This window comes from Pseudomonas sp. microsymbiont 2 (genome assembly GCF_054788395.1).
In genome coordinates, this window is sequence record NZ_CM139112.1 from 4,781,606 (window position 1) to 4,808,425 (window position 26,820).

At 64.8% G+C, this 26,820-nt stretch carries 22 protein-coding genes; 3 read left to right on the top strand and 19 right to left on the bottom strand.

Annotated elements, in window-relative coordinates:
- Nucleotides 1–13: 13 nt before the first annotated feature.
- From ACYUME_RS21590 to ACYUME_RS21600, 3 genes are all read right to left on the bottom strand, one after another.
- Nucleotides 14–2,431, bottom strand: a complete 2,418-nt coding sequence (locus ACYUME_RS21590) for a TonB-dependent siderophore receptor (RefSeq protein WP_460416790.1) — start codon at nucleotides 2,429–2,431, stop codon at nucleotides 14–16.
- A 108-nt stretch (nucleotides 2,432–2,539) separates the two neighbouring features.
- Nucleotides 2,540–3,502 (bottom strand): FecR family protein, encoded by a 963-nt coding sequence (locus ACYUME_RS21595; RefSeq protein WP_460419417.1) that lies wholly within the window; start codon nucleotides 3,500–3,502, stop codon nucleotides 2,540–2,542.
- Between the two features lie 17 nt (nucleotides 3,503–3,519).
- A complete protein-coding gene (locus ACYUME_RS21600) occupies nucleotides 3,520–4,008 on the bottom strand; it encodes a sigma-70 family RNA polymerase sigma factor (protein ID WP_279885281.1) in 489 nt (162 codons plus the stop codon).
- Nucleotides 4,009–4,665: 657 nt separating this feature from the next.
- Between ACYUME_RS21600 and ACYUME_RS21605 the strand changes: the two genes are divergently transcribed.
- Nucleotides 4,666–5,829: a type III PLP-dependent enzyme gene (locus tag ACYUME_RS21605; RefSeq protein ID WP_279885278.1), complete on the top strand. Its 1,164-nt coding sequence runs from the start codon at nucleotides 4,666–4,668 to the stop codon at nucleotides 5,827–5,829.
- A gap of 172 nt (nucleotides 5,830–6,001) precedes the next feature.
- On the opposite strand, the gene ACYUME_RS21610 is transcribed toward ACYUME_RS21605, so the two are convergent.
- Both ACYUME_RS21610 and ACYUME_RS21615 read right to left on the bottom strand, forming a co-directional pair.
- Entirely contained in the window at nucleotides 6,002–6,760 is a 759-nt protein-coding gene (locus ACYUME_RS21610) for a tetratricopeptide repeat protein (protein ID WP_279911478.1), read from the bottom strand.
- A gap of 3 nt (nucleotides 6,761–6,763) precedes the next feature.
- Nucleotides 6,764–7,444 carry a Fe2+-dependent dioxygenase gene (locus tag ACYUME_RS21615; protein WP_460416793.1) on the bottom strand — a complete coding sequence of 227 codons (681 nt, stop codon included), beginning with the start codon at nucleotides 7,442–7,444 and terminating at the stop codon, nucleotides 6,764–6,766.
- A 221-nt stretch (nucleotides 7,445–7,665) separates the two neighbouring features.
- Here ACYUME_RS21615 and ACYUME_RS21620 point away from each other — a divergent pair, with 221 nt between their 5' ends.
- Both ACYUME_RS21620 and ACYUME_RS21625 read left to right on the top strand, forming a co-directional pair.
- Nucleotides 7,666–9,945 (top strand): TonB-dependent receptor, encoded by a 2,280-nt coding sequence (locus ACYUME_RS21620; protein WP_460416795.1) that lies wholly within the window; start codon nucleotides 7,666–7,668, stop codon nucleotides 9,943–9,945.
- Between the two features lie 216 nt (nucleotides 9,946–10,161).
- Nucleotides 10,162–12,714: a PepSY domain-containing protein gene (locus ACYUME_RS21625; protein ID WP_460419419.1), complete on the top strand. Its 2,553-nt coding sequence runs from the start codon at nucleotides 10,162–10,164 to the stop codon at nucleotides 12,712–12,714.
- 101 nt (nucleotides 12,715–12,815) lie between these two features.
- Here ACYUME_RS21625 and ACYUME_RS21630 read toward each other — a convergent pair whose 3' ends face one another.
- The 14 genes from ACYUME_RS21630 to hscA form a co-directional block, all read right to left on the bottom strand.
- Nucleotides 12,816–13,607 carry an amidohydrolase gene (locus tag ACYUME_RS21630; protein ID WP_279880556.1) on the bottom strand — a complete coding sequence of 264 codons (792 nt, stop codon included), beginning with the start codon at nucleotides 13,605–13,607 and terminating at the stop codon, nucleotides 12,816–12,818.
- Nucleotides 13,595–14,743 (bottom strand): pyridoxal phosphate-dependent aminotransferase, encoded by a 1,149-nt coding sequence (locus ACYUME_RS21635; RefSeq protein WP_460416797.1) that lies wholly within the window; start codon nucleotides 14,741–14,743, stop codon nucleotides 13,595–13,597. Before ACYUME_RS21635 ends, ACYUME_RS21630 begins: the two co-directional genes overlap by 13 nt.
- 296 nt (nucleotides 14,744–15,039) lie before the next feature.
- Nucleotides 15,040–16,503, bottom strand: a complete 1,464-nt coding sequence (gene der / locus ACYUME_RS21640; RefSeq protein ID WP_203650724.1) for a ribosome biogenesis GTPase Der — start codon at nucleotides 16,501–16,503, stop codon at nucleotides 15,040–15,042.
- A 117-nt stretch (nucleotides 16,504–16,620) separates the two neighbouring features.
- Entirely contained in the window at nucleotides 16,621–17,790 is a 1,170-nt protein-coding gene (bamB, locus tag ACYUME_RS21645; RefSeq protein WP_460416799.1) for an outer membrane protein assembly factor BamB, read from the bottom strand.
- Nucleotides 17,765–18,406, bottom strand: a complete 642-nt coding sequence (locus ACYUME_RS21650; protein ID WP_279880564.1) for a YfgM family protein — start codon at nucleotides 18,404–18,406, stop codon at nucleotides 17,765–17,767. Before ACYUME_RS21650 ends, bamB begins: the two co-directional genes overlap by 26 nt.
- Nucleotides 18,407–18,444: 38 nt before the next feature.
- Nucleotides 18,445–19,734, bottom strand: a complete 1,290-nt coding sequence (hisS, locus tag ACYUME_RS21655; protein ID WP_279880567.1) for a histidine--tRNA ligase — start codon at nucleotides 19,732–19,734, stop codon at nucleotides 18,445–18,447.
- A 23-nt stretch (nucleotides 19,735–19,757) separates the two neighbouring features.
- Complete coding sequence (gene ispG, locus ACYUME_RS21660; RefSeq protein ID WP_279880569.1) at nucleotides 19,758–20,867, bottom strand: flavodoxin-dependent (E)-4-hydroxy-3-methylbut-2-enyl-diphosphate synthase; 1,110 nt, start codon at nucleotides 20,865–20,867, stop codon at nucleotides 19,758–19,760.
- A 3-nt stretch (nucleotides 20,868–20,870) separates the two neighbouring features.
- Nucleotides 20,871–21,899, bottom strand: coding sequence for a RodZ domain-containing protein (locus ACYUME_RS21665; protein WP_460416802.1), 1,029 nt, complete (start codon nucleotides 21,897–21,899; stop codon nucleotides 20,871–20,873).
- Nucleotides 21,896–22,657, bottom strand: coding sequence for a type IV pilus biogenesis/stability protein PilW (pilW, locus tag ACYUME_RS21670; RefSeq protein WP_460416803.1), 762 nt, complete (start codon nucleotides 22,655–22,657; stop codon nucleotides 21,896–21,898). The genes ACYUME_RS21665 and pilW overlap by 4 nt, the downstream gene beginning before the upstream one ends.
- Before the next feature lie 15 nt (nucleotides 22,658–22,672).
- Nucleotides 22,673–23,815 carry a dual-specificity RNA methyltransferase RlmN gene (rlmN, locus tag ACYUME_RS21675; protein WP_028689594.1) on the bottom strand — a complete coding sequence of 381 codons (1,143 nt, stop codon included), beginning with the start codon at nucleotides 23,813–23,815 and terminating at the stop codon, nucleotides 22,673–22,675.
- Between the two features lie 28 nt (nucleotides 23,816–23,843).
- Nucleotides 23,844–24,269, bottom strand: a complete 426-nt coding sequence (gene ndk, locus ACYUME_RS21680) for a nucleoside-diphosphate kinase (RefSeq protein WP_011532343.1) — start codon at nucleotides 24,267–24,269, stop codon at nucleotides 23,844–23,846.
- 89 nt (nucleotides 24,270–24,358) lie between these two features.
- Nucleotides 24,359–24,559 (bottom strand): Fe-S cluster assembly protein IscX, encoded by a 201-nt coding sequence (iscX, locus tag ACYUME_RS21685; RefSeq protein ID WP_011532342.1) that lies wholly within the window; start codon nucleotides 24,557–24,559, stop codon nucleotides 24,359–24,361.
- Between the two features lie 10 nt (nucleotides 24,560–24,569).
- Nucleotides 24,570–24,911 (bottom strand): ISC system 2Fe-2S type ferredoxin, encoded by a 342-nt coding sequence (gene fdx / locus ACYUME_RS21690; RefSeq protein ID WP_264310212.1) that lies wholly within the window; start codon nucleotides 24,909–24,911, stop codon nucleotides 24,570–24,572.
- 3 nt (nucleotides 24,912–24,914) lie between these two features.
- Nucleotides 24,915–26,777, bottom strand: coding sequence for a Fe-S protein assembly chaperone HscA (gene hscA / locus ACYUME_RS21695; RefSeq protein WP_460416806.1), 1,863 nt, complete (start codon nucleotides 26,775–26,777; stop codon nucleotides 24,915–24,917).
- Between the last annotated feature and the right edge of the window lie 43 nt (nucleotides 26,778–26,820).

A 26,820-nucleotide genomic window follows, 5' to 3' on the forward strand; every position in this document is an offset into this window, starting at 1 on the left:
CGGCAATCTCGAATCAGAACCCTACGCTGGCCTGCACATAGAAGGTACGCGGCTCACCCACATAGATCCCGGCATTGTTGTCGCTGGAGCGGGTGAAATACTGCTTGTCGAAAAGGTTCTTCACCCCCGCCGCCAGCTTCAGGTTCGACAGCTGCGGCCCGAAGTCATAGCCGCCACGGGCATGCCAGGTCACGTAGCCAGGAATGTCGCCATACTGCCCGTCGGCACTCGGCTCGGTGATGTAGTCACCGTTGAAACTGCCATTGGCATTGATTCCGGTCCCCGGCGCGCGCTGCTTGGATTGGGCGTAGGCGTCCAGGTTCCAGGTCCAGCGGTTGACGGCGTAACGCAGCCCGGCAGTGGCCACCTGGCGCGAGTAGAACGGCAGGTCGCGGCCCTTGAAGCCGGGAATCTCCCCTTCATAGGTAGCGCGGGTATAGGTGTAGCCACCATTGACCGACAGACCTTCCAGGCGCGGGTCGAGCCCGGCCAGGTCGTAGCGCACCGAGGCTTCGATGCCCTGGTGCTTGGTCGCCCCCAGGTTGGTCCAGCCGACGTCGTTGCTGATGTACTGCAGTTCGTCGTCGAAGTCGATGTAGAACGCGGTCAACTCACCGGCAAAACCGCCGTTGTCGTAGCGCGTACCCACTTCATAGGTCTTGGCTTTCTCCGGTTCCAGGCCATTGGCCGTGCTGTTGCCGGTGCCACCCTGGCCAAGCTGGAAATACTGCAGGCTGCCGAACGAGGTCTCGTAGTTGGCGAACAGCTTCCAGGCGTCGGACATGTGGTACATCACGCTCAGCGCCGGCAGCGGCTCGTTGCTGGTGATACTGCGGTTCTTCTCCGGCACCGGGCGGTAGTTGGCGTCCATCACCGGGCGGTCGCGCCAGTCGGTGTTGATGTGCTCGAAACGAATGCCGGGGGTGATGGTCCAGTTGCCCACGTCGATCTTGTCGTCGATGTAGTAGGCGCTGGCCTCGGTGCCGCCGCTGCGGTCCTGGAACACATGGCCGTCGGAGGTCGGGGTGACGGTCGGCACGTTGTCGATCAACGCCAGGCGCGTGGATTGCTCGCGCATGGCCTCCTTCAGGTAGCGATAGCCGACGCTGACTTCCTGGGTGGTCGGGCCGACGAAGAAGATCCGCGACAGGCGTGGTTCGATGGCGAAGGTGTGATAATTGCGCGGGTAGGACGACAGGGTCTTCATGTCGCGCGCGGCGATGGCGCTGCCACGGAAGCTGTCGGTGTAGTAGGTCAGCACCTCGAACTGGGTGGCGTCGTCGATCTGGCGCTGCCACTTGAACGACACATCCTTGCGCCGACCGCTGAAGTAGTCGTAGTCGCGCACCGACTGGAAGGGGTCGTGGTCGTACTGGGCCTGGGTCAGGCCACCGGGCATGTCGGCGCGACCATCGTAATAGTGAAAGTTGAGCCAGAACTCGTCGACATCGGTCGGGGCCCAGTGGGTCTTGAGCATCACGTCATCGATATCGTTGTCGTTGTTGCTGCTGCGGTAGCCGTCACCGTTCACGCCGGTGTACAGCAGCGCCACGCCGATACCGTTGTCGGCGGTGCCACCGACGAAGGCCGACTCGGTGTGTTTCCAGCCACCATGACGCGAGGTCTCCAGCGTGGTCGACAGCTCGCCGGTGGCCTTCTCGGGAATCGCCCGGGTGACGAAGTTGATCACCCCGCCGACGTTCTGCGGGCCATAGCGCACGGAACCGGCGCCGCGCACCACGTCGATGCTGTCGAGGTTGCCCGAGGAAATCGGCGCCATCGACAACTGCGGCTGGCCGTAGGGGGCAAAGGCCGCCGGAATGCCGTCGATCAGCACGGTCGAGCGCGGCGACAGGCGCGACGTCAGGCCGCGCACGCCAACGTTCAGCGACAGGTCGCTGCCACCGGTACCGTTGGAGTCCTGCACCTGCACACCCGGGATGCCGCGCAGGGCGTCGCGCACGTTCATCGTGCCCTTTTCCACCATCGCTTCGCGGCGCACCACGGTGCGGGCGCCGGGATGGTTCTGCACCACGCTCTGCTGGGCGTCGCCCAGCCAGTCACCGACCACTTTCACATCGGTGGGCGCCAGCTCCAGGCTGCCGGTGGTCAAGGTGCCCGCAGGTTGAGCCGGCTTGACCACCACGGTGTCCGCGGATTGCTCGAAGGTCAGCCCGCTGCCTTGCAGCAGCTGCTGCAGCGCCTGCTCCGGCGCCAGGTTGCCGGACACCGCCGGGGCCTGCTTGCCGTCCACCAGTTCGGGGCTGAAGAACAGTTGCAGGTTGGTCTGCTGGCCTAGCTGTTTGAGCGCGCCCGCCAGTGGCTGGGCCTGGATCTGGATGCTGTCGGCGTAGCTGTTGCCAGCGGCGGCGCTGACCGCCAGGGCCAGCGCCAGGCGGCGCAGGTGGAGAAGGGGTTTATTGTTGTTCACGTCTTCGAGGGGTCCTGAGAGTCGGGATAAACGCCAACCGCATGCAAATGGAAATGCTTGGCAGTTGCAGCTGGCGGGGAAGACGAACGAACGGAAAAAAACCTGAATTTATTTCAGAACAATTTCGCTGGAGCCGTCCGGACGGGTCGTCACCCGCACCGGCAGGATGCTCGGCAGCGCCCGCAGCAGCGCGTCCGGGTCGTCGGTGCTGAAGGTGCTCGACAGGCGCAGCGCGGCGGCCTTGCCGGGTGCCACATGCAGGGGATGGGCGCGGTAGCGCGAGACCTCCGCCACTACTTCGCTCAGCGGGGCGTTGTCGAACACCAGCTTGCCCTGGCGCCAGGCGGTCACGGCGTTGGCGTCGACTGCATAGGGCGCGGCGACCTTGCCCTGGGCGTCGATATGCGAGCCCTGCCCGGCACCGAGCAGCGCCAGCGACTCGGCTGCGCCCTGCACCTTCACCGAACCCTGCTCCACCGCCACGCGGGTGCTGGTCGGTTCCTGGCGCACATCGAAACGGGTGCCGGTGACGGTGACTTCACCCTGGGCGGTGCTCACCACGAATGGCCGGCCACTGTCGTGGGCGACGATGAACATCGCCTCGCCCGCCCCCAGGCGCACATGGCGACGCCCCGCAGAGAACATCACCTGCACCTGGGTTGCACTGTTGAGTTCCAGCCGTGAACCGTCCGGCAGTTCGACCTGACGCCGCTCGCCCAGGGCCGTAGTCAACGTGTCCTGATGGTTGAGCTGCTGGTACTGCCAACCTGCCCAGCCCAGCCCCAGCGCGGCCACCGCTACACCGGCCGCCAAGGCCTGGCGCAGCAGGCGGCGGCGTGGAAGCTGGCGCACCGGCTCGGGCTGGCACAGCGCTTCGAGGCGTTGTCGGGGGATGAAATCGGCGGCGCGCCACAGCTGTACCAGGCGCTGGTATTCCTCGCGATGGCGAGGGTGCTGCGCCAACCATGCCTGCAAGCCCTGCTGCACGGCGCTGTCATGCGGCGCCTCCTGGGCCTGGGCGAACCAACTGGCCGCCTGCTCGCCCACGGGGTCGGGCGCGTGCTGTCTGATCAATGGGGTCTCCTGACTCATCTGGCCGACACATCCAGGTGCTCACGCAGATGTCGGAGCGTGCGGATCATATACTTTTCGACCATGTTCTTGGTCAAACCCATGCGCTCGGCGATCTCGGCCTGGGTCAGGCCCTCGAGTTTCTGCCAGATGAACACCCGGCGGCAGTTGAGCGGCAACTCGGCCAACGCCCGCTCGACGCTGTCGGCCAGTTCCAGGGCATGCACGTAGGCCTCCGGGTCGGAACCAATGGCGGCGCCGTCGGCGAACACCTCCAGTTCGAGTGCCTGGCGACGGTCCTCGCGGCGAAAACCATCGACGGCGATGTTACGGGCGGTCTGGTGCAGGTAGGCACGCGGCTGCTCGACCTGTTCGTTCGGGTTTTCCAGAACCCGGACAAAGGCATCATGGGTGAGGTCCTCGGCCTGCTGACGACTGCGCAGCTTGCGCGTCCAGGTGCCGATCAGCTCATGGTAGTGGTCGAGAAAGCCTTTGTGTCCGGACACGTTCGGGGTCGTCAGGGAGGCAGATGAGGTCGCGAATAGTAATGTTTCTCATCAATGACGGCAATTGGCCCTGCCTTGAGCCGACCAAGGGTGGTTTCCGGTGTCGGTAACAAAAAATTTATGGCGATTTCGAAAAAAATGACGGGCGTCGTGCCGTGGCCATAAATATGAACACCCTCCGGAAAAACCCCGTTAGCCACACAGCCCCGACAAACGGTCTTCTGCCGATTCTTCGGCTCTTTCGCGGCGAAACCCAGCCAACATGCAAAGAACCCAGCTATCAGCCGTTCGCGACCAGATCGCCACCTATTCCACAATTTTTAACGCTTGTGGCCTTTTCCGGAACATCCACGCCACACATCGGTCGGTTATTGCGACGGTGGGGCGTCGATACACGACGAACACCCCGGACCTGCCTGTTGATCTTGCGGTTTTCACGTCCTAAAGTGCGCGCCGAACGTCCATGCTGGAAACGATCCATCCGGCTCAAGTACTGACGACGAGACAGCAAGGTCACCCGCCGCCGCTTCACCGGCACGGTTGACCTTTTTGCTTTCGGCGACATGCCTTGGGAAGTAGGCGAACCAAAGTGGGGATACGGAGGGCGTTCAGTTTGCAGCCACTTATCTTTTCAGTTTGCCCATGGAGCCCTTGAGCATGTCGATCCAGGTCGAAGACTATTTCGCACGCGACACCTTCCAGAAAATGAAGGCGTTCGCCGACAAGCAGGAAACCCCGTTCGTACTCATCGATACCCAGATGATCAGCCAGGCCTACGACGACCTGCGCGCCGGATTCGAATTCGCCAAGGTCTACTACGCGGTCAAGGCCAACCCGGCGGTCGAGATCATCGACCTGCTCAAGGAAAAAGGCTCGAGCTTCGACATCGCCTCGATCTACGAGTTGGACAAGGTCATGGGCCGTGGCGTCGGCGCCGACCGCATCAGCTACGGCAACACCATCAAGAAGTCCAAGGACATCCGCTACTTCTACGAGAAAGGCGTGCGTCTGTACGCCACCGACTCCGAAGCCGACCTGCGCAACATCGCCAAGGCCGCGCCGGGCTCGAAAGTCTACGTGCGCATCCTCACCGAAGGCTCCACCACCGCTGACTGGCCGCTGTCGCGCAAGTTCGGCTGCCAGACCGACATGGCCATGGACCTGTTGATCCTCGCCCGCGACCTGGGCCTGGTGCCCTACGGCATTTCCTTCCACGTCGGCTCGCAACAGCGCGACATCAGCGTGTGGGACGCCGCCATCGCCAAGGTCAAGGTGATCTTCGAGCGCCTGAAGGAAGAAGACGGCATCGAACTGAAGCTGATCAACATGGGCGGCGGCTTCCCGGCCAACTACATCACCCGCACCAACAGCCTGGAAACCTACGCCGAAGAGATCATCCGCTTCCTCAAGGAAGACTTCGGCGACGACCTGCCGGAAATCATCCTCGAACCCGGCCGTTCGCTGATCGCCAACGCCGGCATCCTGGTCAGTGAAGTGGTGCTGGTGGCACGCAAGTCGCGCACCGCGGTCGAGCGCTGGATCTACACCGACGTGGGCAAATTCTCCGGCCTGATCGAAACCATGGACGAGTCGATCAAGTTCCCGATCTGGACCGAGAAGAAAGGCGAGACCGAGGAAGTGGTGATCGCCGGCCCGACCTGCGACAGCGCCGACATCATGTACGAACACTACAAGTACGGCCTGCCGCTGAACCTGGCGATCGGTGACCGTCTGTACTGGCTGTCCACCGGGGCCTACACCACCAGCTACAGCGCGGTGGAATTCAACGGTTTCCCGCCGTTGAAAGCCTACTACCTGTAATGCACAACGGGGCCGCAAGGCCCCGTTTTCATTTGCTGGCTAGCACACCACCTCGCCCCCTGTAGGAGCGGCCTTGTGTCGCGAAAGGGCCGCGCAGCGGCCCCGGCGATTGATGCGTCAACGCTGAAAACCTGGGGCCGCGATGCGGCCCTTTCGCGACACAAGGCCGCTCCTACAGGGGTGGCGCCGGCCTTAGTTCGATCTCCTCGGCATAGCGCGCCGCATGGGCCATCAGCACCGGCCCCGCCCCCTGCAACGTCACCAGCGCACTGCGCAGGAAGTTAAGGTTGCCCTCGACCCTGGCCCGCTCCAGCCAAGGCCCGGCCTCCCCGACTTCCCCGCGCTCGACCAGCACCAACGCCAGGCTGAACATCCCGCGAAAATCCCCTGCCTCGGCCGAACGCCGATACCAGCGCACGGCCCGAGCAGGACTCGGCACAGTAGCAATACCCTGCTCCAGGTAACGCCCGTACAGGTTCATCGACTTGGCATGCCCCAGTTGCGCGGCTTTCTCGTAGCACATCAACGCCTGGGCCTGGTCGGCCGGCACCCCGCGCCCGGTGGCCAGCAGGTTGGCCAGGTTGTACATCCCCCAGTCCAGGCCGGCGTCGGCCGCACGGGCATAGTGAATGGCCGCCTGCGCGAGATCCATCTCGCCTCCCCAGCCGTGCTCCAGGCAACGACCGAGCATGTTGTGCGCCATGGCGCTGCCACCCTGGGCGGCGATGGCGAACCAGCGGCGGGCCACGCCAGCATCCTCTTCAATACCGCGCCCATCGAGCAGGATCTGCCCGAGCAGCAACTGCGCTTCGACCACCCCTTGTCCCGCCGCCGCCAGGATCGCCTGCGCGGCCTGGCCCGGACTGTGCTCGAGCATCGCTCGCAGCCCGGCGACGTCCACATCATCCTCGCGACGTACCTGATAGACCATGGCTCAGACCTCGGCCCAGCGGCGCAACAAGTTGTGGTAGGTGCCGGTCAGCTGCAGCAGCGACGGATGCTCCGGCACATCGGCGGTCAGCTGGCGGATGGCGTTGTCCATCTCGAACAGCAAGGTACGCTGGCTGTCCTCGCGCACCAGGCTCTGGGTCCAGAAGAACGCCGCATAACGCGCGCCCCGGGTCACCGGGTTGACCTTGTGCAGGCTGGTGCCTGGGTACAGCACCATATCACCGGCCGCCAGCTTCACCTGCCGCTCGCCAAAGGTGTCCTGGATCACCAGCTCGCCGCCGTCGTAGCTGTCCGGCTCGCTCAGGAACAGGGTCGAGGACAGGTCGGTGCGTATGCGTTCCGGGCTGCCCTTGGGCTGGCGCAGGGCATTGTCGATGTGGAAATCGAAATTGCCCCCTTCGCGGTAACAGTTGACCAGCGGTGGAAACACCTTGTGCGGCAGGGCCGCCGACATGAACAGCGGGTTGCGCCACAGCCGCTCGATCAGCGCGTTGCCGATCTCCTTGGCCAGCACATGGCCCTCGGGCAGTTGCAGGTTGTGCTTGGCCTTGGCCGACTGATACCCGGCCGTGATCTTGCCGTCAGCCCAGTCGGCCTGCTCCAGGGCCTGGCGGATGCGCGAGATTTCATCGGCGTCGAACAGACCGGGGATATGAAGCAGCATGACGGCGGCACCTGGTGCGGAGTTGGGCGACAATGATATTGATTCCCTTTTACTCACCACAAGCCCCCATGAAGGGGGCGAGACGCATGAGTCCGGAAAATCCGTAAGGAAAAATTGTAAAGAATGTAAATTTTTAGCGAATGGTAACGCTTCTCAATTGTTCGTTACAATCACTTACATTATGCTCCGCGGCCTTCACACCTTGGGGAAGGTCCATAACCATGCGTCACGTGCCATCTGCTGTGAGTTCACCGCGTCTGCTCGCCTCCGCCATCGGCATGGCGATCACCGCCACTTCCGCCTACGCCGCCGATCCTGCCGCCAACAGCGCCATCACCCTCGACGCCACCAGCGTCAACGGCAAGGCCGAGCAGGCGAGCACCGAGTACAAGGTCGACAAAGCCTCGTCGCCGAAATACACCGCGCCACTGGTGGACACCCCACGATCGATCACCGTGATCCCGCAGCAAGTCATCAAGGACACCAACGCGATGTCCCTGCAGGATGCCCTGCGTACCGTACCCGGCATCACCTTCGGTGCCGGCGAAGGCGGCAACCCGCAAGGCGACCGCCCGTTCATTCGCGGCTTCGACGCCCAGGGCGATACCTATCTGGACGGCGTGCGCGATACCGGCGCGCAGACCCGCGAGATCTTCGCCGTCGAGTCGATCGAGGTGGCCAAGGGGCCGAACTCGGCCATCGGTGGCCGCGGCGCGGCGGGCGGCACCATCAACCTGGTGAGCAAGCGCGCGCACCTGGGCAACTCGCTGGACGGCGCCTGGACCTGGGGCAGCGACCAGACCCAGCGCTACACCTTCGACGGCAACTACCAGTTCAGCGACAGCGTCGCCGGCCGCCTCAACCTGATGACCCACGAGAGCAACGTCGCCGGCCGCGACAAGGTCAACTACGACCGCTGGGGCATCGCCCCCTCGCTGGCCTTCGGCCTGGGCACGCCGACCCGCGTCAACCTCGACTACTACCACCTGGAAAGCGATGACCTGCCAGACTCCGGCATCCCCTACAGCGTGCCACGGGCAGGCAGCAACGCACGGACCTCGGCCCACCCGGACAAGCCGGTCGACGGTGGCGACAGCGACAACTTCTACGGCCTGACCGGGCGCGACTTCCGCAAGACCCGTGTCGATATCGCGACCTTCGCCATCGAGCACGACCTGTCCGACACGCTGACCATCAAGAACACCCTGCGCCACGGCAACAGCATGCAGGACTACGTGCTGACCCAGCCCGACGACAGCGCCGGCAACGTCAACAACAACGGCGTCTGGCGTCGCGCCAACACCCGTGTGGGCAACACCGCCACCACCACCAACCAGACCGACCTGTTCGGCGAGTTCTACCTGGGCGGACTGAAGAACAGCTTCTCCACTGGCGTCGAGTTCACCAAGGAAGAGTCCGACCGCCAGAGCTACACCGTTTCCCCCAACAGCAAGCTCACCTGCACAGGGCCAGGCAGTGGCGGTAGCTGCACCTCGCTGGACAGCCCGAACCCGGACGATGACTGGGTCGGCACCGTCGCGCGCAACTACGCCGGCACCAAGACCAGCAGCAAGACCCGCGCGCTCTATGTGTTCGACACCCTGGAGCTGACGCCCCAGTGGCTGCTGAACATGGGCCTGCGCTACGACCACTTCGACACCCAGTACCGTGGCTACAACGCCGACGGCAGCACTGCGGTAAGCAGCAAGGGCGTAACGGCCAAGGGCAAGGACACCAGCGAGTTCATCACCGGCCAGCTGGGCCTGGTGTGGAAGCCGACCGACAACGGCAGCATCTATGCGTCCTACGCCACCTCTGCCACGCCTCCCGGCGCCATGCTCGGCGAAGGTACCGAAGGCAACCCGCTGGGCAATACCACCGATCGCTCCGGCAACCTGCTGAACAGTGACATGGAGCCGGAGGAAACCACCAACTACGAGATCGGCACCAAGTGGGACCTGCTCGACCAGCGCCTGTCCCTGGCCGCGGCGCTGTTCCGCACCGAGAAGGAAAACGCCCGGGTCCAGGTCAACACCAACACCTACGAGAACGTCGGTGAAACCCGCGTGCAAGGCATCGAGCTGTCGGCCAGCGGCAAGCTGACCGACAAGTGGCAGGTATTCGCCGGCTACACCTACATGCAGGCGCGCCAGATCGACGGTGGCACGCTGGGCAAGGCGAACGATGGCAACCAGTTGCCCAACACGCCGAACAACAGCGCCAGCCTGTGGACCACCTACCAGCTGACGCCGAAGCTGACCGTCGGTGGCGGCGCCTTCTATGTCGATGACGTCTACGGCAGCGTGGCCAACACCACGATGGTCGACAGCTATGTCCGCTACGACGCGATGGCCGCCTACAAGCTGACCAAGAACATCGACCTGCAGCTGAACGTGCAGAACCTCACCAACGAGGTCTACTACGACAAGGCGTACTCCACCCATTTCGCCAACCAGGCGGCGGGACGCACGGCGTTGCTGACCACCAGCGTGCACTTCTGATGTAAGCGGCGCCTGCACTGGCCTCTTCGCGGCTAAACCCGCTCCCACAGGTTCGCCACCGCACTGAAGGTCAGTGCTGTACCTGTGGGAGCGGGCTTGCCCGCGAAGAGGCCGGCCCAGGACACCCCGCCCCGTTCATTCCCGTGAACGGGGCGTTTGCGTACCAAGGCATAATGCACGCCGCGCAGTTCCTGGCGGCAATACAAGGTGATCGATGTGGTGAAGAAGACGCTGTTCCAATTGCACTGGTTCTTTGGCATCACCGCCGGCCTGGTGCTGGCGCTGATGGGCGTTACCGGCGCGATCTGGTCGTTCCAGGAAGAGCTGCTGCGCGCGTTCAACGCCGAAGTGCTCAAGGTCGAGGTACGCCAGCAGGGCGTGCTGCCGCCGGCCGAGCTGGTGCGCCGGGTCGAGGCCGCGCAAGGCGACAAGGTCTCGATGCTCTGGGTCGATACCCGTGAGGGCAACGCCGCACGGATCTTCTTCACCCCCGCCCCCGGCGAGCGACGTGGCGCGCTGCGCTACGCCGACCCGTACACGGGCGAACTCAAGGGCGATGTCGCCGGCCTCGGCTTCTTCAACCTCATGCTCAACCTGCACCGGTTCCTGGCCATGGGCGACACCGGCCGGCAAATCACCGGCGCCTGCACCCTGATGCTGATCTTCTTCTGCCTGTCCGGCCTGTACCTGCGCTGGCCGCGCAAGGCACTGAACTGGCGGACCTGGCTGACCCTGGACTGGGCGAAGACAGGCCGTGCCTTCAACTGGGACCTGCACGCGGTGTTCGGCACCTGGTGCCTGCTGTTCTACCTGCTGTTCGCCCTGACCGGGCTGTTCTGGTCCTACGAGTGGTACCGCGAAGGCCTCAATCGCCTGCTGGCCGACCAGCCCGCAGCCGGCGAGCAGAAGCGTGGCGAAGGCCGCGGCGGTCGCCATGGCCCGCCCAAGGTGGACAAGAACGCCCCGCCTCTTGTTGTCGATTACGATGCCATCTGGACCAATCTCAAGGCCACCGCAGGCCCCGGCCTGTCCACCTACAACCTGCGCCTGCCGCCGGTCGGCGGGCAACCGGCGACCTTGTTCTACCTGCTGCAGGGCGCCGATCACGAGCGCGCCCTGAACACCCTCACCCTCGACCCGGCCACCGGCCAGGTCAAGCGTCACGAGCGCTACACCGACAAGTCGTTCAAGGCCCAGTTGCTGCAGAGCGTCTATGCCCTGCACGTGGGCAGCTACTTCGGCCTGCCGGGACGCATCATCGTCACCCTCGCCAGCCTGACCATGCCGCTGTTCTTCATCACCGGCTGGCTGCTGTACCTCGACCGCCGGCGCAAGCAGCGCCAGGTCCGCGCCGCCCGTGGCGCGGTGGCCGCCACCAACGACGGCGACAGCTGGCTGATCGGCTTCGCCAGCCAGAGCGGCTTTGCCGAACAACTGGCCTGGCAAAGCGCCGGACAGTTGCAGGCCGCCGGCTTGCCCGTGCAGGTGCGCCCGCTGGCCGAACTGGGCGAATCCGAACTGCGCCAGGCCAATCGCGCGTTGTTCGTGGTCAGTACCTTCGGCGACGGCGAGGCCCCGGACAGCGCCCGCGGCTTCGAGCGCAAGGTGCTCGGCCAGCCCTGGGCGCTGCAACACCTGGACTATGCCCTGCTCGCCCTGGGCGACCGCCAGTATCCGCATTTCTGCGGCTTCGCCCGACGCTTGCAAGCCTGGCTCGCCGAGCGCGGTGCCACCAGCGCCTTCAGCCCGGTCGAGGTGGACAATGCCGATCCCGTCGCCTTGCAGCTGTGGCAGCAGGAGCTCGCGCAATTGACCGGCGCCCGTCCGGTCGCCGCCTGGCAGCCGCCAAGCTTCGGCAACTGGCGCCTGTCACGCCGCGAAGTGATCAACCCAGGCAGCCAGGGTGCGCCTGTGTATCTGCTGGGCCTGCAGGCGGAAACGCCCGCGACCTGGGAAGCCGGCGACCTGATCGAGATCCTGCCGCGTAACGGCCAACCCCGTGTCGATGCCCTTCTGGCGGGCCTGGGCCTCGATCCACACAGCCCGGTACAGCTCGACGGCCTGCCGGAAACCCTGGCGCAGGCCCTGGCCAGCCGCCAACTGCCCAGCAGCCGCGAACACCTGATCGGCCTGCACGCCCAAGCACTGGTCGATGCCCTGATCCCGCTGAGCGCCCGCGAATACTCGATCGCCTCGATCGCCAGCGATGGCGTGCTGGAACTGATCGTACGCCAGGAGCGCCATGCCGATGGCAGCTTGGGCCTGGGCTCCGGCTGGCTGACCGAGTACCTGCCGCACGGAGGCAGCGTCAGCGCACGCCTGCGTCGCAACAGCGGTTTCCACCTGCCCGCCGAGTCGGCGCCCATGGTACTGATCGGCAATGGCACCGGCCTGGCCGGCCTGCGCAGCCTGCTCAAAGCCCGTATTGCCGGGGGCGAGCAACGTAACTGGCTGCTATTCGGCGAGCGCAACCGGGCCTGCGACCTGCTGTGCGGCGAGGAGCTGCAAGGCTGGGTGCAAAGCGGCGATCTGCAAAGGCTGGACCTGGCTTTCTCGCGGGACCAGGCGGAGAAGATCTATGTGCAGGACGTGCTGTTGCAGCAGGCCGCCGAGCTCAAGCGCTGGGTCGATGACGGCGCCTGCGTGTATGTCTGCGGTAGCCTGCAAGGCATGGCCGCGGGGGTGGATGCGGCACTGCAGGGGATCCTGGGTGAATCAGCAGTGCAGCAACTGATCGAGGATGGGCGGTACCGGCGAGACGTCTACTGATCACGCAACAGCGTGGCCTTCTTCGCGGGTAAACCCGCTCCCACAGGATCCGCGAAACCCTGTGGGAGCGGGTTTACCCGCGAAGAAGGCGACACCGATGATCAGTGCAATTCGAAGGTATCGGCATCCAGGTTCGCCGGGAACCGCGCCCGATACGCCGCCAGCTCCGCCGCCCGCAGCACCACGGTGAACACCCCGTCGGCCTCCCCGGCGCTCAGCAGGCTCTCGCCCTGGAAATCCAGCACCTGGCTGTCGCCGGAATAGGCGAAGCCCTTGCCATCGGTGCCCACCCGGTTCACCGCCGCCACGAAGCACAGGTTCTCGATGCCTCGCGCCGGCAGCAGCCGGTTCCAGTGCAGGCGCCGCGCCGCCGGCCAGTTGGCGGTGTACAGCAAAAGGTCGGTGTCCTGGGCATCGCGGCTCCATACCGGAAAGCGCAGGTCGTAGCAGATCAACGGGCGAATGCGCCAGCCCTTGAGCTCGAACTGCACCTGGCGCTCGCCGGGGGTGTAGTGCTTGTGCTCGCCGGCCATGCGGAACAGGTGGCGCTTGTCGTAGTGCAGGATCTCGCCGTCGGGCCGCGCCCACAGCAGGCGGTTGCGGTGGCTGCCGTCGGCGGCCTGGATGATCACGCTGCCGGTGATCACCGCATTGGCCTTCTTCGCCTGGGCCTTGAGCCATTTGTAGGTCGGGCCGTTTTCCGGCTCGGCCAGGCGCTCGGACTCCATCGAGAAACCGGTGGTGAACATCTCCGGCAGGATCACCAGGTCCACCTCGCCGGCCTGGCCGATCAGCTCCTCGAAGTGCGCGTAGTTGGCCTCGCGGTCGTGCCAGGCCAGGGTGGTCTGCACCAGGGCGATTTTCAGGTTCGGCAGTTGACTCAGATCGCGCATAGTTTCTCCGCTGCCTGGCGCAGCGTCTCCTCGCGTTTGGCAAAGCACAGGCGCACCAGGCGTTGCTCGGGGATGGGTTGCTGGTAGAACACCGACACCGGGATGCTGGCCACGCCATGCTCACGGGTCAGCCACAGGGCCATGTCGACATCGTTCAGGTCGGGCCGGATCTGCGAATAGTCCACCAGTTGGAAATAGGTGCCCGGCGTGCGGGTGAAGGTGAAACGCGAAGCCTGCAGCAGGTCGCAGAACAGGTCGCGCTTGGCCTGGTAGAAGCCCGGCAGCTGGTCGACATGCTCGGGATGCTCGGCCATGAAATCGGCGAGCGCGCACTGCAGCGGCGTCACACCGCAGAAGTTGACGTACTGGTGCACCTTGCGCAGTTCCGCGCTGAGCGCCGGCGGGGCGACCACGTAGCCGGTCTTCCAGCCAGTGACGTGATAGGTCTTGCCGAACGAGCTGACGACGAACGCCCGTGCGTAGAGTTGCGGGTGAGCCAGCACGCTGGCGTGGCGCACGCCGTCGTAGATCAGGTGTTCGTAGACTTCGTCGCTGACCAGATAGATATCCCTATCACCGATCAGCCTGGCCAGTTGGTCCAGATCGTCGCGGCTGATCAGCGCGCCGCTGGGGTTGTGCGGCGAGTTGAGGATGACCATGCGCGTGCGCGGGCTTAGAGCATCACTGAACTTCTGCCAATCGATGCTGAAACTGCCGTCGGCCAGCGGCACATGCACGCAGCGCCCGCCGGCCAGTTCCACGGACGGCTCGTAGCTGTCGTAGCTAGGGTCAAAGACAATCACCTCGTCGCCGGCATGGATGACCGCCTGGATGGCGCAGAAGATCGCCTCGGTGGCACCAGGGGTGATGGTCACTTCCTGGTCGGCATCGACGTTCGCGCCGTACAACCGTGCAATCTTCGCCGCCACCTGCTGGCGCAGCGCCGGCAGGCCGGTCATGGGCGAATACTGGTTGTGCCCGGCGGCCACATGGCGACCGACGGCATCGAGCAAGGCCTGGGGGCCGTTGAAGTCCGGGAAGCCCTGAGAGAGGTTGAGCGCACCGGTCTGCATGGCCAGTTGCGACATGGTGGTGAAGATGGTCGTGCCGACGTTCGGCAGTTTGCTGCGGATCATGGAGCCCTCTTTCCTGGGGTTTGTCCGGCACGGGATTGGGTCCGAGCATAGCGGATCAAGCAGTCAGGAAAAAGGTTGAAACAATAGGGGGATTGCGGTGGGTCAACGCGTAGAGAGAGATCAGGGTTTACGCGTGTCCGTGTAGGAGCGGCCTTGTGTCGCGAAAGGGCTGCGCAGCAGCCCCAGGGTTCAGCAGGACTGCAAGATAGCCGGGGCTGCTTTGCAGCCCTTTCGCGACGCAAAGCCGCTCCTACAGGGGTTTCGCATGGCCTGAACAGGCGCACGCCAAGCGGATACTAGCGCTTGTCGCGACGCTTCTTCTCGGCCTTCTTGTGGTGCGACATCAGGCGGCGCTTCTTGTTGACCTGGCGGTCGGTGAGGGTGTTCTTCTTGCCCTCGAACGGGTTGTCACCGCCCTTGTACTCGATGCGGATCGGCGTGCCGACCAGCTTGAGCACCCGGCGGTAGGTGTTCTCCAGGTAGCGCGAGTAAGAGTTGGGGATCTTGTCGGTCTGGTTGCCGTGGATCACGATCAGCGGCGGGTTGGCACCACCGAGGTGGGCATAGCGCAGCTTGATCCGGCGACCGTTGACCAGCGGTGGCTGGTGCACGCTGATGGCGTCTTCGAGAATCTGCGTCAGGCGGCTGGTCGGCCAGCGGGTGACCGCCGACTTGAACGCGGCCTGCACCGACTTGTACAGGTGGCCCACGCCGGTGCCGTGCAGCGCCGAGATGAAGTGGATGTCGGCGAAGTCGACGAAGAACAGCCGGCGCTCCAGCTCGGTCTTCACGTAGTCGCGCTCGCCCGACTCCATGCCGTCCCACTTGTTCAGGGCGATGACCACGGCGCGACCGGCGTCCAGGGCGAAGCCCAGCAGGTTGAGGTCGTGGTCGACCACGCCTTCGCGGGCGTCCATGACGAAGATCACCACGTTGGCGTCCTTGATCGCCTGCAGCGTCTTCACCACCGAGAACTTCTCGACTTCCTCGTGGATCTTGCCGCGCTTGCGCACGCCGGCAGTGTCGATGAAGGTGTACTTCTCGCCATCGCGTTCGAACGGGATGTAGATACTGTCGCGGGTGGTGCCCGGCTGGTCGTACACCACCACGCGCTCTTCACCGAGCATGCGGTTGACCAAGGTCGACTTGCCGACGTTGGGGCGGCCGATGATGGCGATCTTGATGCCATCTTTCTCGCTTGGGCCAGGGATGCGCGTGGCTTCCTCGCCTTCGGCGACATCCTCGTCGAGGGCTTCTTCCTCGGGGTCACGGGGAATGTGGCCGAGCAGCGACTCCATCAGGGCATTGATACCGCGGCCCTGGGAGCCCGCCACCGGGATGGCGTTGCCCATGCCCAGCGGCGAGAACTCGGCGCGGGCGATATCGGGGTCGATGTTGTCGATCTTGTTGGCGACCAGGATCGCCTCTTTGTTCCGCTTGCGCAGGTGATCGGCGATCATCTGGTCGGCGGCGGTCATGCCGGCACGGGCATCGACCAGGAACAGTACGTAGTCGGCTTCTTCGATGGCCATCAGCGACTGCTCGGCCATCTTCTCGTCCATGCCCACTTCGTCACCGGTGATACCACCGGTGTCGATCAGGATGTAGGAACGACCCTGCCAGCTGGCATCGCCGTACTGGCGATCACGGGTCAGGCCCGACAGGTCGCCGACGATAGCGTCGCGGGTCTTGGTCAGGCGGTTGAACATGGTGGATTTACCGACGTTCGGCCGGCCCACCAGGGCGATTACGGGAACCATGCGGCTCTCCACTCTTGAATTCTTGAAAATGCAAAGGCCGCTGCAAGGCAGCGGCCGGTATTCGGGCGGCGCGTCATGCGCCGCTGCCCGGGGCCGGTCAGAGCCCCAAGCTTAGCCTCAGCGGATGGTCAGTGCCTCGAGCTTGCCGCTGTTGCCAAAGACGTAGATGGTGTTGCCGACCACAAGCGGCCGGGCACGCAGGCCATCGCTGTCGATACGCTCACGGCCGACGAAGCGGCCATCAACCTGGCTGAGCAGGTGCAGGTAACCCTCGAAATCACCCACCGCCACGTAGCTGGAGAACACCTCCGGCGCCGACAGCTGACGGCGGGCCATCGAGTCGTTGCTCCACAGCGCGCTGGAAGAACGCTCGTCGACGCTTTGCACGGTACCCGACGCTTCGCTCACATAGACGTTGCCGAAGCCCTGGGCGACACCCACGTAGCTGGAGGCATCGCGCTGCCACAGCACGCGGCCGCTTTCCAGGTCCAGGCCGGCGACGCGGCCCTGGTAGGTGCTGACGTAGAGGGTGCCACCGGACAGCAGCAGGCCACCGTCGATATCCACCACGCGATCCAGTTCGGAACGGCCCTGCGGGATGGCCACGCGGCTCTCCCACACCGGCACACCGTTGCTGATGTCCACCGCAACCACCTTGCCGGTGGACAGGCCGGCCACCGCCAGGCGGTTGGTCACCACCGGCGCGCCGGTACCGCGAAGGGTCAGCACGGCCGGGCTGTTCTCGTAGATCCAGCGACGGTCGCCGGTGGCGGCGTCTAGGCCGATCAGGCGGTCATCCTGAGTCTGCACAACGACCACATCACCGTTGTTGGCCGGCGGCGCCAGCACTTCGCTGGTGACGCGGGAACGCCAGCGCTCTTCACCAGTGCTGGAGTCCAGCGCGATGACTTCGCCCTTGAGGGTCCCCAGCATGACCAGGCCGTAGCCCACGCCCACGGCGCCGGAAACCGGCAGCTCGAGATCTTTCTTCCACACCACGTCGCCGGTGAGGCGATCGAGGGAGAAGACCTTGCCGTTGACATCGGCGGCGTAGATACGGTCGTTTTCGATGGCCGGCACCAGGGTGTTGTAGGTCTCGCCCTGGCCGTCACCGATCGAACGGCTCCACTGCTTCTTCAGCACCACTTCCTCGGTGAACTTGGTCAGCTCGGCCGGAGGCAGTTCCTTCTTGCTGTTGCTGCTGCAACCCGCCGCCAGCACGGCGAGGGTGAGCACTGCTGCTTGTTTCCAACCCTTCACTTCAGGCGTCCCCTTTGGCCAGGTCATCCAGCTTCAGTTGCAGGCCACCGATCGCGGCGTCGTCGGACAGCGCGGCCTTGGCTTTTTCGTAGGCGCTGTGCGCGTCGTCGGCGCGGCCCAGCTGTACCAGCAGGTCGCCCTTGAGTTCTTCGCGGCTGGCCAGGAACGCCTTGTCGGTGTCACCGTCGAGCAGCTTGAGCGCGTCCTCGGCCTTGTCCTGGGCGGCGAGCACGCGGGCCAGGCGCTGGCGCGAGATCTCACCGAGGGTGGCGTCGGCCGGCTTGTCCATCACGTTCTTCAGCTCGCTGACCGCATCGTCCAGCTTGCCGCTCTCGACCGCGACCTTGGCCACGAACAGGCTGCCGTACTGGGCGTAGGCGGTGCCGCCGAACTCGCTCTTGAGCTTGCCGGACAGCTCGGCGACCTTGGTCGCGTCCGGCTTGCCGTCTGGCGTCAGCGAGGTTTCCAGCAGCGCCTGGTACAGCGCCGAGGCGCCTTGCGACTGGTTGGCCTGGTACTTGTGCCAGGTCTGCCAGCCCAACACCACCACGCCGGCCAGCAGGGCGCCGGTCAGCAGCGGCTTGCCGTTGCGGTTCCACCAGTCCTTGGCCGCTGCCAGGCTCTCATCATCGGTACTCGACACCCCAATACTCCTATTCGCCTATTCGTTGTCGGACCGCGTCACGCCTGGGCGATCGCGGTTTCCAGGTGCTCGGCAAGAGCATCCCAGGCAATGTTCTGTTGTTCGCCCTGGCCACGCAGGGGCTTGAAGCCGATCTCTTGCTTGGCCAGCTCGTCGTCGCCGAGGATCAGGGCGAACAGCGCGCCACTCTTGTCGGCCTTCTTGAACTGGCTCTTGAAGCTGCCGCCACCGGCATTGACCGCCAGGCGCAGGCCCGGCAGGCGATCGCGCAGGCGCTCGCTCAGGCGCAGGCCGGCCAGCTCCGCCGCGTCGCCGAAGGCGCACAGGTAGACGTCGACGGTGCGGCTGATCGACTCGGGCACCTTGCCCAGGGTCTCCAGCAGCAGGATCAGGCGCTCGATGCCCATGGCGAAACCGACGCCCGGGGTCGGCTTGCCGCCCATCTGCTCGACCAGGCCGTCATAGCGGCCACCCGCGCAGACGGTGCCCTGGGCGCCGAGCTTGTCGGTAACCCACTCGAACACGGTCTTGCTGTAGTAATCGAGGCCACGCACCAGCTTGGTGTTGATCACGAACGGAATGCCGGCGGCGTCCAGGCGAGCCTTGAGGCCCTCGAAGTGCACGCGGGATTCTTCGTCCAGGTAGTCTTCCAGCTTCGGCGCACCGACCAGCACCGCCTGGGTATTCTGGTCCTTGCTGTCGAGGATACGCAGCGGGTTGCTCTTCAGACGGCGCTGGCTGTCCTCGTCCAGTTGCTCGAGGCGGGCCGAGAGATACTCGACCAGCGCGTCGCGATAACGCGCGCGGGCTTCGCTGGTGCCCAGGCTGTTGAGCTGCAGCTCGACCGCGTCCTGGATACCCAGCAGGCTCCACAGGCGCCAGGTGAGCATGATCAGCTCGGCGTCGACGTCCGGGCCGTCGAGGTTGAACACCTCCACGCCGATCTGGTGGAACTGGCGGTAGCGGCCTTTCTGCGGACGTTCGTGGCGGAACATCTGGCCGATGTACCAGAGCTTCTGCACCTGCCCGTTGCCGGTGATGCCATGCTCGAGCACGGCGCGCACGCAGGCGGCGGTGCCTTCGGGACGCAGGGTGAGCGAATCACCGTTGCGGTCCTCGAAGGTGTACATCTCTTTTTCGACGATATCGGTGACTTCACCGATGGAGCGCTTGAACAGCTCGGTGAACTCGACGATCGGCGTGCGGATCTGGCTATAGCCGTAGCTGTCCAGCAAGCCGGCCACGGTGCCCTCGAAGTAGCGCCACAGCGGCGACTGGTCGGGCAGGATGTCGTTCATGCCACGGATGGCTTGCAGCGATTTGCTCACGAATAGTCCTTACGAATCTGTGCTCAGCCGCGGGCGATCAGCGCCGCGTCGGCCTCGGCCTTTTCGGCCGCTTTCTGGCGAATGAGCTTTTCCAGCTCGTCCACCAGGTTTTCGTTGTTCAGCTTCTGCGATGGCTTGCCATCGATGTAGACCAGGTTCGGCGTGCCGCCGGTCAGGCCCACGTGCGATTCCTTGGCTTCACCCGGGCCGTTGACCACGCAGCCGATCACCGCCACGTCCAGCGGTACCAGCAGGTCTTCCAGGCGCCCTTCCAGCTCGTTCATGGTCTTGACCACATCGAAGTTCTGCCGCGAGCAGCTCGGGCAGGCGATGAAGTTGATGCCACGCGAGCGCAGGTGCAGCGACTTGAGGATGTCGTAGCCGACCTTCACTTCCTCGACCGGATCGGCGGCCAGGGAAATGCGGATGGTGTCACCGATGCCTTCGGCCAGCAGCATACCTAGGCCGACGGCGGATTTCACCGTCCCCGAGCGCAGGCCACCGGCTTCGGTGATACCCAGGTGCAGCGGCTGGATGATCTGCTTGGCCAGCAGGCGGTAGGCTTCGACGGCCATGAACACGTCGGAGGCCTTGACGCTGACCTTGAAGTCCTGGAAGTCCAGACGGTCCAGATGCTCGACGTGACGCATGGCCGACTCGACCAGCGCCGCCGGCGTCGGCTCGCCGTACTTCTTCTGCAGGTCCTTTTCCAGGGAGCCGGCGTTGACGCCGATGCGGATCGGGATGCCACGGTCGCGGGCGGCATCGACCACGGCGCGCACACGGTCTTCACGGCCGATGTTGCCCGGGTTGATGCGCAGGCAGTCGACGCCAAGCTCGGCCACGCGCAGGGCGATCTTGTAGTCGAAGTGGATGTCGGCGACCAGCGGCACGCTGACCAGCTGCTTGATCTTGCCGAAGGCCTCGGCGGCGTCCATGTCCGGCACCGAGACGCGCACGATGTCCACGCCTGCGTCGACCAGACGCTGGATCTGCGCCACGGTGGCGGCGACATCGTTGGTGTCGGTGTTGGTCATGCTCTGCACCGCGATGGGCGCATCGCCACCCACCGGCACATTGCCGACCCAGATTTTGCGGGATTCGCGACGTTTGATCGGAGATTCGCCGTGCATGACTTACTGTCCCAACTTCAGGCGAGCGGTTTCGCCACTGGTGAACGGGGCGACATCGACCGCCTGGCCGTTGTAGCTCACCTGGGCGCCACGGGCGAAGCCCAGGCGTACCGCGAACGGTGGCTTGCCGGTCAGTTCCAGGTTGTCGCCCTTGCGCTTGATCGCGCTGAACAGCACCTTGCCGTTGCCATCGGTGACCTGGGTCCAGCAATCGGCGGTGAATTGGATGTGGACCTTGGCGCTGCCGGCCGGAGCCGGTGCGGCTTCAGCGGGCGCAGCCGGTGCGACCGGAGCGGTCGATACGACAGGTGCGGCTGGCGCAGCGGCAACAGGCGCGGCGGGCGTGACCACAGCGGGAGTGGCTGGCGCGACAACCGCTGCCACTGGCGCGGAAGCGGTCGGCGTCGGCGCGGCGCTGGCAACTGGCGTCTCGGCTTCGGCGACCGGTGCCTGCTCGGTACCGCTCGGCTCCAGCGGCAGGGCCTGGCCTTCGGACTGCTGGCCTTCGCTCACGGCCTGGTCTTCCGGCTCGTCGAGCGGATGAATCTGGGTGGTGCCGTCGGCGCTCTCGACCTCGACGTGCTCCAGGGCGATCTTGGCCAGATCCTTGCCCCGCAGGCTGCTCTGGTCCTGCCACCAGAAGAAGCCACCGCCGACCACCGCCACCAGCAGCAGCAGGCTGACCACGCGCAGGATGTTATGCGACAGGCGTACCGGCTCTTCGATGCGCCCCAGCGAATGCACCTCGCTGCCCTGGGCATGGGTACCGGTGATCTGGTCGAACGCCTCGACCAGCGGCGCCTGGTCCATGTCCATCAGCTTGGCGTAGGCGCGGATGTAACCACGGGCGAAGGTGTGTCCAGGCAGCTTGTCGAAGGCGCCGTTTTCCAGGTTGTTCAGCGAAGAGACCGTGAGGTTGAGCTTGCGAGCGACCTCGGCCTGGCTCCAGTCGCGTTTTTCACGGGCCTGGCGCAAGACGTCACCGGGGTTCTGGCGAGTCGCTGCTGCTACTTCAGTGTGCGCGGCTTTCATCGTTGCTCCGACAGGTATTGCTGATATTCCGGCGTACCGGGATAAAGTCGTTGTAATTGCTGGCCCAGGCGGGCCGCGTTGCCCTGGTCGTCGAGGGCGCGAGCCAGGCGCGTGCCCAGCAGCAGGCTGCGGGCGTCCTGGTCGCTCAGCTGGCTGAATCGATCGTAGTAGTCCCGGGCCGGCACATAATGCCTGTTTTCGTAGGACAACTCAGCCATTTCGAGCAAAGCCTTCGGTTGCCGCTGATTGAGCCGAAGGGCCTTCTCCAGATATTCGCGCGCCTGCTCGCCCTGCCCTAGCTTCAGGGCGGTCAGCCCCAGGTTCTCGTAGACCCGGGACCGCTCAGGATACAGGGTATCGGCGGCAGCCTGACGGAACATCGCCTGGGCTTCGCCGAAACGGCCCTGAGCATATAGGAAACTGCCGTAATTGTTGCGGATTCGTGTGTCATCCGCGCGTACGGCCAACGCTTTCTGGAAGTGCTGGCTGGCCAATGCCGGCTCGTCTTCGGCCTGGAACACCAGCGCCAGGGCGGCGTGAGCGTCGGCATCACGGCCATCCAGGGCCAGGGCCTTGCTCAAGGGTGCCTTGGCCTGCTCGGTCAAACCTTGTTGCAAATACCCCAACCCCAGTTGCACATACGCCCTGCCCGCGTCTTCACGCCCCTGGCGACTGGCCAGGGGATCGCTCGCGCCACCGGACACGCAGCCGGCCAGCAGCAAAAGCGTCAGGATCGGCAGCGCGGCGCGCAGGGTCATGGAGGCAAGTGCTCGTCAGGGGCGCGCGGCGCTGTCTTGCGGCTCGTCGGCAGCCAGCTGGCGCACGGCGATGTAGCGCTCGCTGCGGCGGGTACGGTCATTGACCTGCCCCACCAGCTGACCGCACGCGGCGTCGATATCGTCACCGCGGGTCGTGCGGGTGGTGACATTGAAGCCGCCGTGGTGCAGCAGGTCCTGGAAGCGACGGATGGCATTGTTGCTCGGTCGCTCGTAGCCCGAGTGCGGGAACGGGTTGAACGGGATCAGGTTGATCTTGCACGGTACGTCACGCAGCAGCTCGATCATCTGCGCGGCGTGCTCGGGCTGGTCGTTGACATCCTTGAGCAGGGTGTACTCGATAGTGAGCACGCGCTTGCCGCCGAGGGTGGACATGTAGCCCATGCACGACTCCAGCAGCATCTTCAGCGGGTACTTCTTGTTGATCGGCACCAGCTTGTTGCGCAGTTCGTCGTTCGGCGCGTGCAGCGACAGGGCCAGCGACACGTCGATGTGCTTGGCCAGCTCGTCGATCATCGGCACCACGCCCGAGGTGGACAGGGTGACGCGACGCTTGGAAATGCCATAGCCCAGATCTTCCATCATGATCTTCATGGCGGCGATGACATTGTCGAAATTCAGCAGGGGTTCGCCCATGCCCATCATGACCACGTTGGTGATGGCGCGGTCGATCTTGGCCGGGACGGTCCCGAAGGATTTGTTGGCAAGCCACACCTGGCCGATCACTTCGGCGGCGGTGAGGTTGCTGTTGAAGCCTTGCTTGCCGGTGGAGCAGAAGCTGCAGTCCAGGGCACAGCCGGCTTGCGACGACACGCACAGGGTGCCGCGATCGTCGGTGGGAATGTAGACGGTCTCGACGCAGCTGCCGGAGGCAACGCGGACCACCCACTTGCGGGTGCCGTCGGCGGAAATGTCTTCACTGACCACCTCCGGACCGCGAATCTCGGCAACGGCCTCGAGCTTTTCGCGCAAGACCTTGCCGACATTGGTCATGGCGGCGAAATCATCGACGCCAAAGTGGTGAATCCATTTCATCACCTGACCGGCACGGAAGCGCTTCTCCCCGATTGAGTCGAAGAACTGTTCCATTTCCGCCAGGGTCAGCCCCAGCAGGTTGATCTTGTCAGTCGATGTCGTCATGGATTCACCCTCACCCGTAAGCTTTCGCTTAGCGAGTGGTTACCTCGGTAGCAGCGAAGAAGTAAGCGATTTCGCGAGCAGCGGCAGCTTCGGAGTCCGAACCGTGAACGGCGTTGGCGTCGATCGACTCGGCGAAGTCGGCACGGATGGTGCCTGGAGCAGCTTCTTTAGGGTTGGTGGCGCCCATCAGCTCACGGTTCAGAGCGATGGCGTTCTCGCCTTCCAGAACCTGAACGACGACAGGGCCCGAAGTCATGAAGGCAACCAGGTCGCCGAAGAAGCCACGAGCGCTGTGCTCGGCGTAGAAGCCTTCGGCTTCGGCCTTGGACAGTTGCTTGATTTTCGAGGCAACGATTTTCAGGCCGGCTTCTTCGAAGCGAGTGGTGATCTTGCCGATGACGTTCTTGGCAACGGCGTCAGGCTTGATGATGGAGAAAGTACGTTGAACAGCCATGGAAAACTCCAGAAATATGAGTGTTGCGAAAAATTAAACCCGCGAATTATACGCGGGTTCCAGGGGATTGCCTAACCTGCAGCGTGCGCTCAGTCGGCTTCTTCGATCCAGGCCGCCTGGATGGCCTCGAGCACCTTCTCCCCGCCGCGCGACGGATCGTCGCTGAAGTCGGGCAGTGCCAGCACCCAGCGGTGCAGATCGACGAAATTCACGTAACGAGGATCGACCTCGGGCTTGCTTTCCGCAAGCTGGATGGCGATCTCAAGTACATCAATCCATTTCAGGCTCATGGGTGATCCCTCAGTGCGGCGCTTCGGCGGCGTGGTTGAGCGAATACTTGGGGATCTCGATGGTCAGGTCTTCGTCGCCCACCACCACCTGGCAACCCAGGCGCGACTGCGCCTCCAGGCCCCAGGCCTTGTCCAGCATGTCCTCTTCGAGCTCGTCCGCTTCTTCAAGCGAGTCGAAACCCTTGCGGACGATGCAGTGACAGGTCGTGCAGGCCTTGACGCCGCCGCAGGCACTTTCCATCTCGATGTGATGGTCGTGGGCCAGCTCCAGGATGTTGGTCCCGGTCGGCACTTCCACGGTCAGCCCCTCGGGGCAGAACTTCTCATGCGGCAGGAATGTCACCAGCGGCATCGGTTACTCCTCGATCTCATTCAGGTTGCGCCCGGCCAGTGCGGCTTTGACCGTCGAATCAAGGCGACGGGCGGCAAATGCGTCGGTCACCTGCGACAGACGCTTGGTCTGTTGCTCGATGGCGGCGCCATCGGTGCCGGTCAGCAAATCACGTAGTTCTTGCATCTGGAATTCGATCGCTTCGCGCTCGTCGCTGCTGAGCAGGCGCTCGCCATCGGCGTCCAGGGCGCCCTGCACCGCCTCGAGCAGGCGCTCGCCATCGACCTGGTGCTCGCGCAGCTGGCGCGCGTGCTTGTCGGAGCCTGCGTGCTCGAACGAGTCCTTGAGCATGCGGGCGATCTCGCCGTCGGTCAGGCCGTAGGACGGCTTGACCTGGATGCTCGATTCCACCCCCGAGCCCAGTTCGCGGGCCGCGACGCTAAGCAGGCCGTCGGCGTCGACCTGGAAGGTCACGCGGATCTTCGCCGCGCCCGCGACCATCGCCGGGATGCCGCGCAGCTCGAAGCGCGCCAGGGAGCGGCAGTCGCTGATCAGCTCGCGCTCGCCCTGCAGCACGTGGATCATCATGGCCGACTGGCCATCCTTGTAGGTGGTGAACTCCTGGGCGCGGGCCACCGGAATGGTGGTGTTGCGCGGGATCACCTTCTCCATCAGCCCGCCCATGGTCTCAAGACCGAGCGACAGCGGGATGACGTCGAGCAGCAGCAGTTCGCCGCCTTCGCGACGGTTGCCGGCAAGGGTGTCGGCCTGGATGGCGGCACCGATGGCCACTACCTGGTCCGGGTCGATCGAGGTCAGCGGGGTACGGCCGAACAGTGCGCCGACCGCCTCGCGCACGCGCGGCACGCGGGTCGAACCGCCGACCATCACCACCGCGCCGACCTCTTCCAGCTCGATGCCGCTGTCGCGCACGGCGCGGCGGCAGGCCTTGAGGCTGCGGGCAACCAGGGGCTCGATCATGGCCTCGAAGGCGGCGCGGCTCAGTTCGCCCTGCCAGGCGCCGTGGCTGACGCCGACCACATCGGCGTCGGTCAGGGCTTCCTTGGCGGCGCAGGCGGCCTGCAGCAGCTGGCGCTGGGTGGCCGGGTCGAGGTCGGAGGACAGCCCCGCCTGCTCGATGATCCAGCCGGCGATGGCGTGGTCGAAGTCGTCGCCGCCCAACGCGGTGTCACCACCGGTGGCCAGCACCTCGAAGACGCCGCCGGTCAGGCGCAGGATGGAAACATCGAAGGTACCGCCGCCCAGGTCGTAGATCGCCACCAGGCCTTCGGCGTTCTGGTCCAGGCCATAGGCCACGGCGGCCGCGGTCGGCTCGTTGAGCAGGCGCAGCACGTTGAGGCCGGCCAGACGCGCGGCGTCCTTGGTGGCCTGGCGCTGGGCATCGTCGAAATAGGCCGGCACGGTGATTACCGCACCGACCAGCTCGCCACCGAGGGTTTCCTCGGCGCGCTGACGCAGCACCTTGAGGATATCGGCAGACACTTCCACCGGGCTCTTTGGCCCCTGGATGGTGTCGATGAACGGCATGTGCGACTCACCGCCGACAAAGCGGTACGGCAGCTGCTCACCCAATTGTTTGACGTCCGCCAGGCCACGCCCCATCAGGCGCTTGACCGACAGGATGGTGTTCAGCGGGTCGCTGGAGGCGGCGTCGCGAGCGGCCTGGCCGACTTCGTTGCGGCCTTCCAGGTAGCGCACCGCCGACGGCAGGATCAGCTTGCCCTGGGCATCGGGCAGCGGTTCACTGCGCCCGCTGCGCACGGCGGCGACGAGAGAATTGGTGGTGCCCAGGTCGATGCCCACCGCCAGGCGGCGCTGGTGCGGCTGGGGGCTCTGACCGGGTTCGGCGATCTGCAGTAGGGCCATGCTTATCTGAGTACCTTAGGCGTCATCACGGGCAACGCCGGGG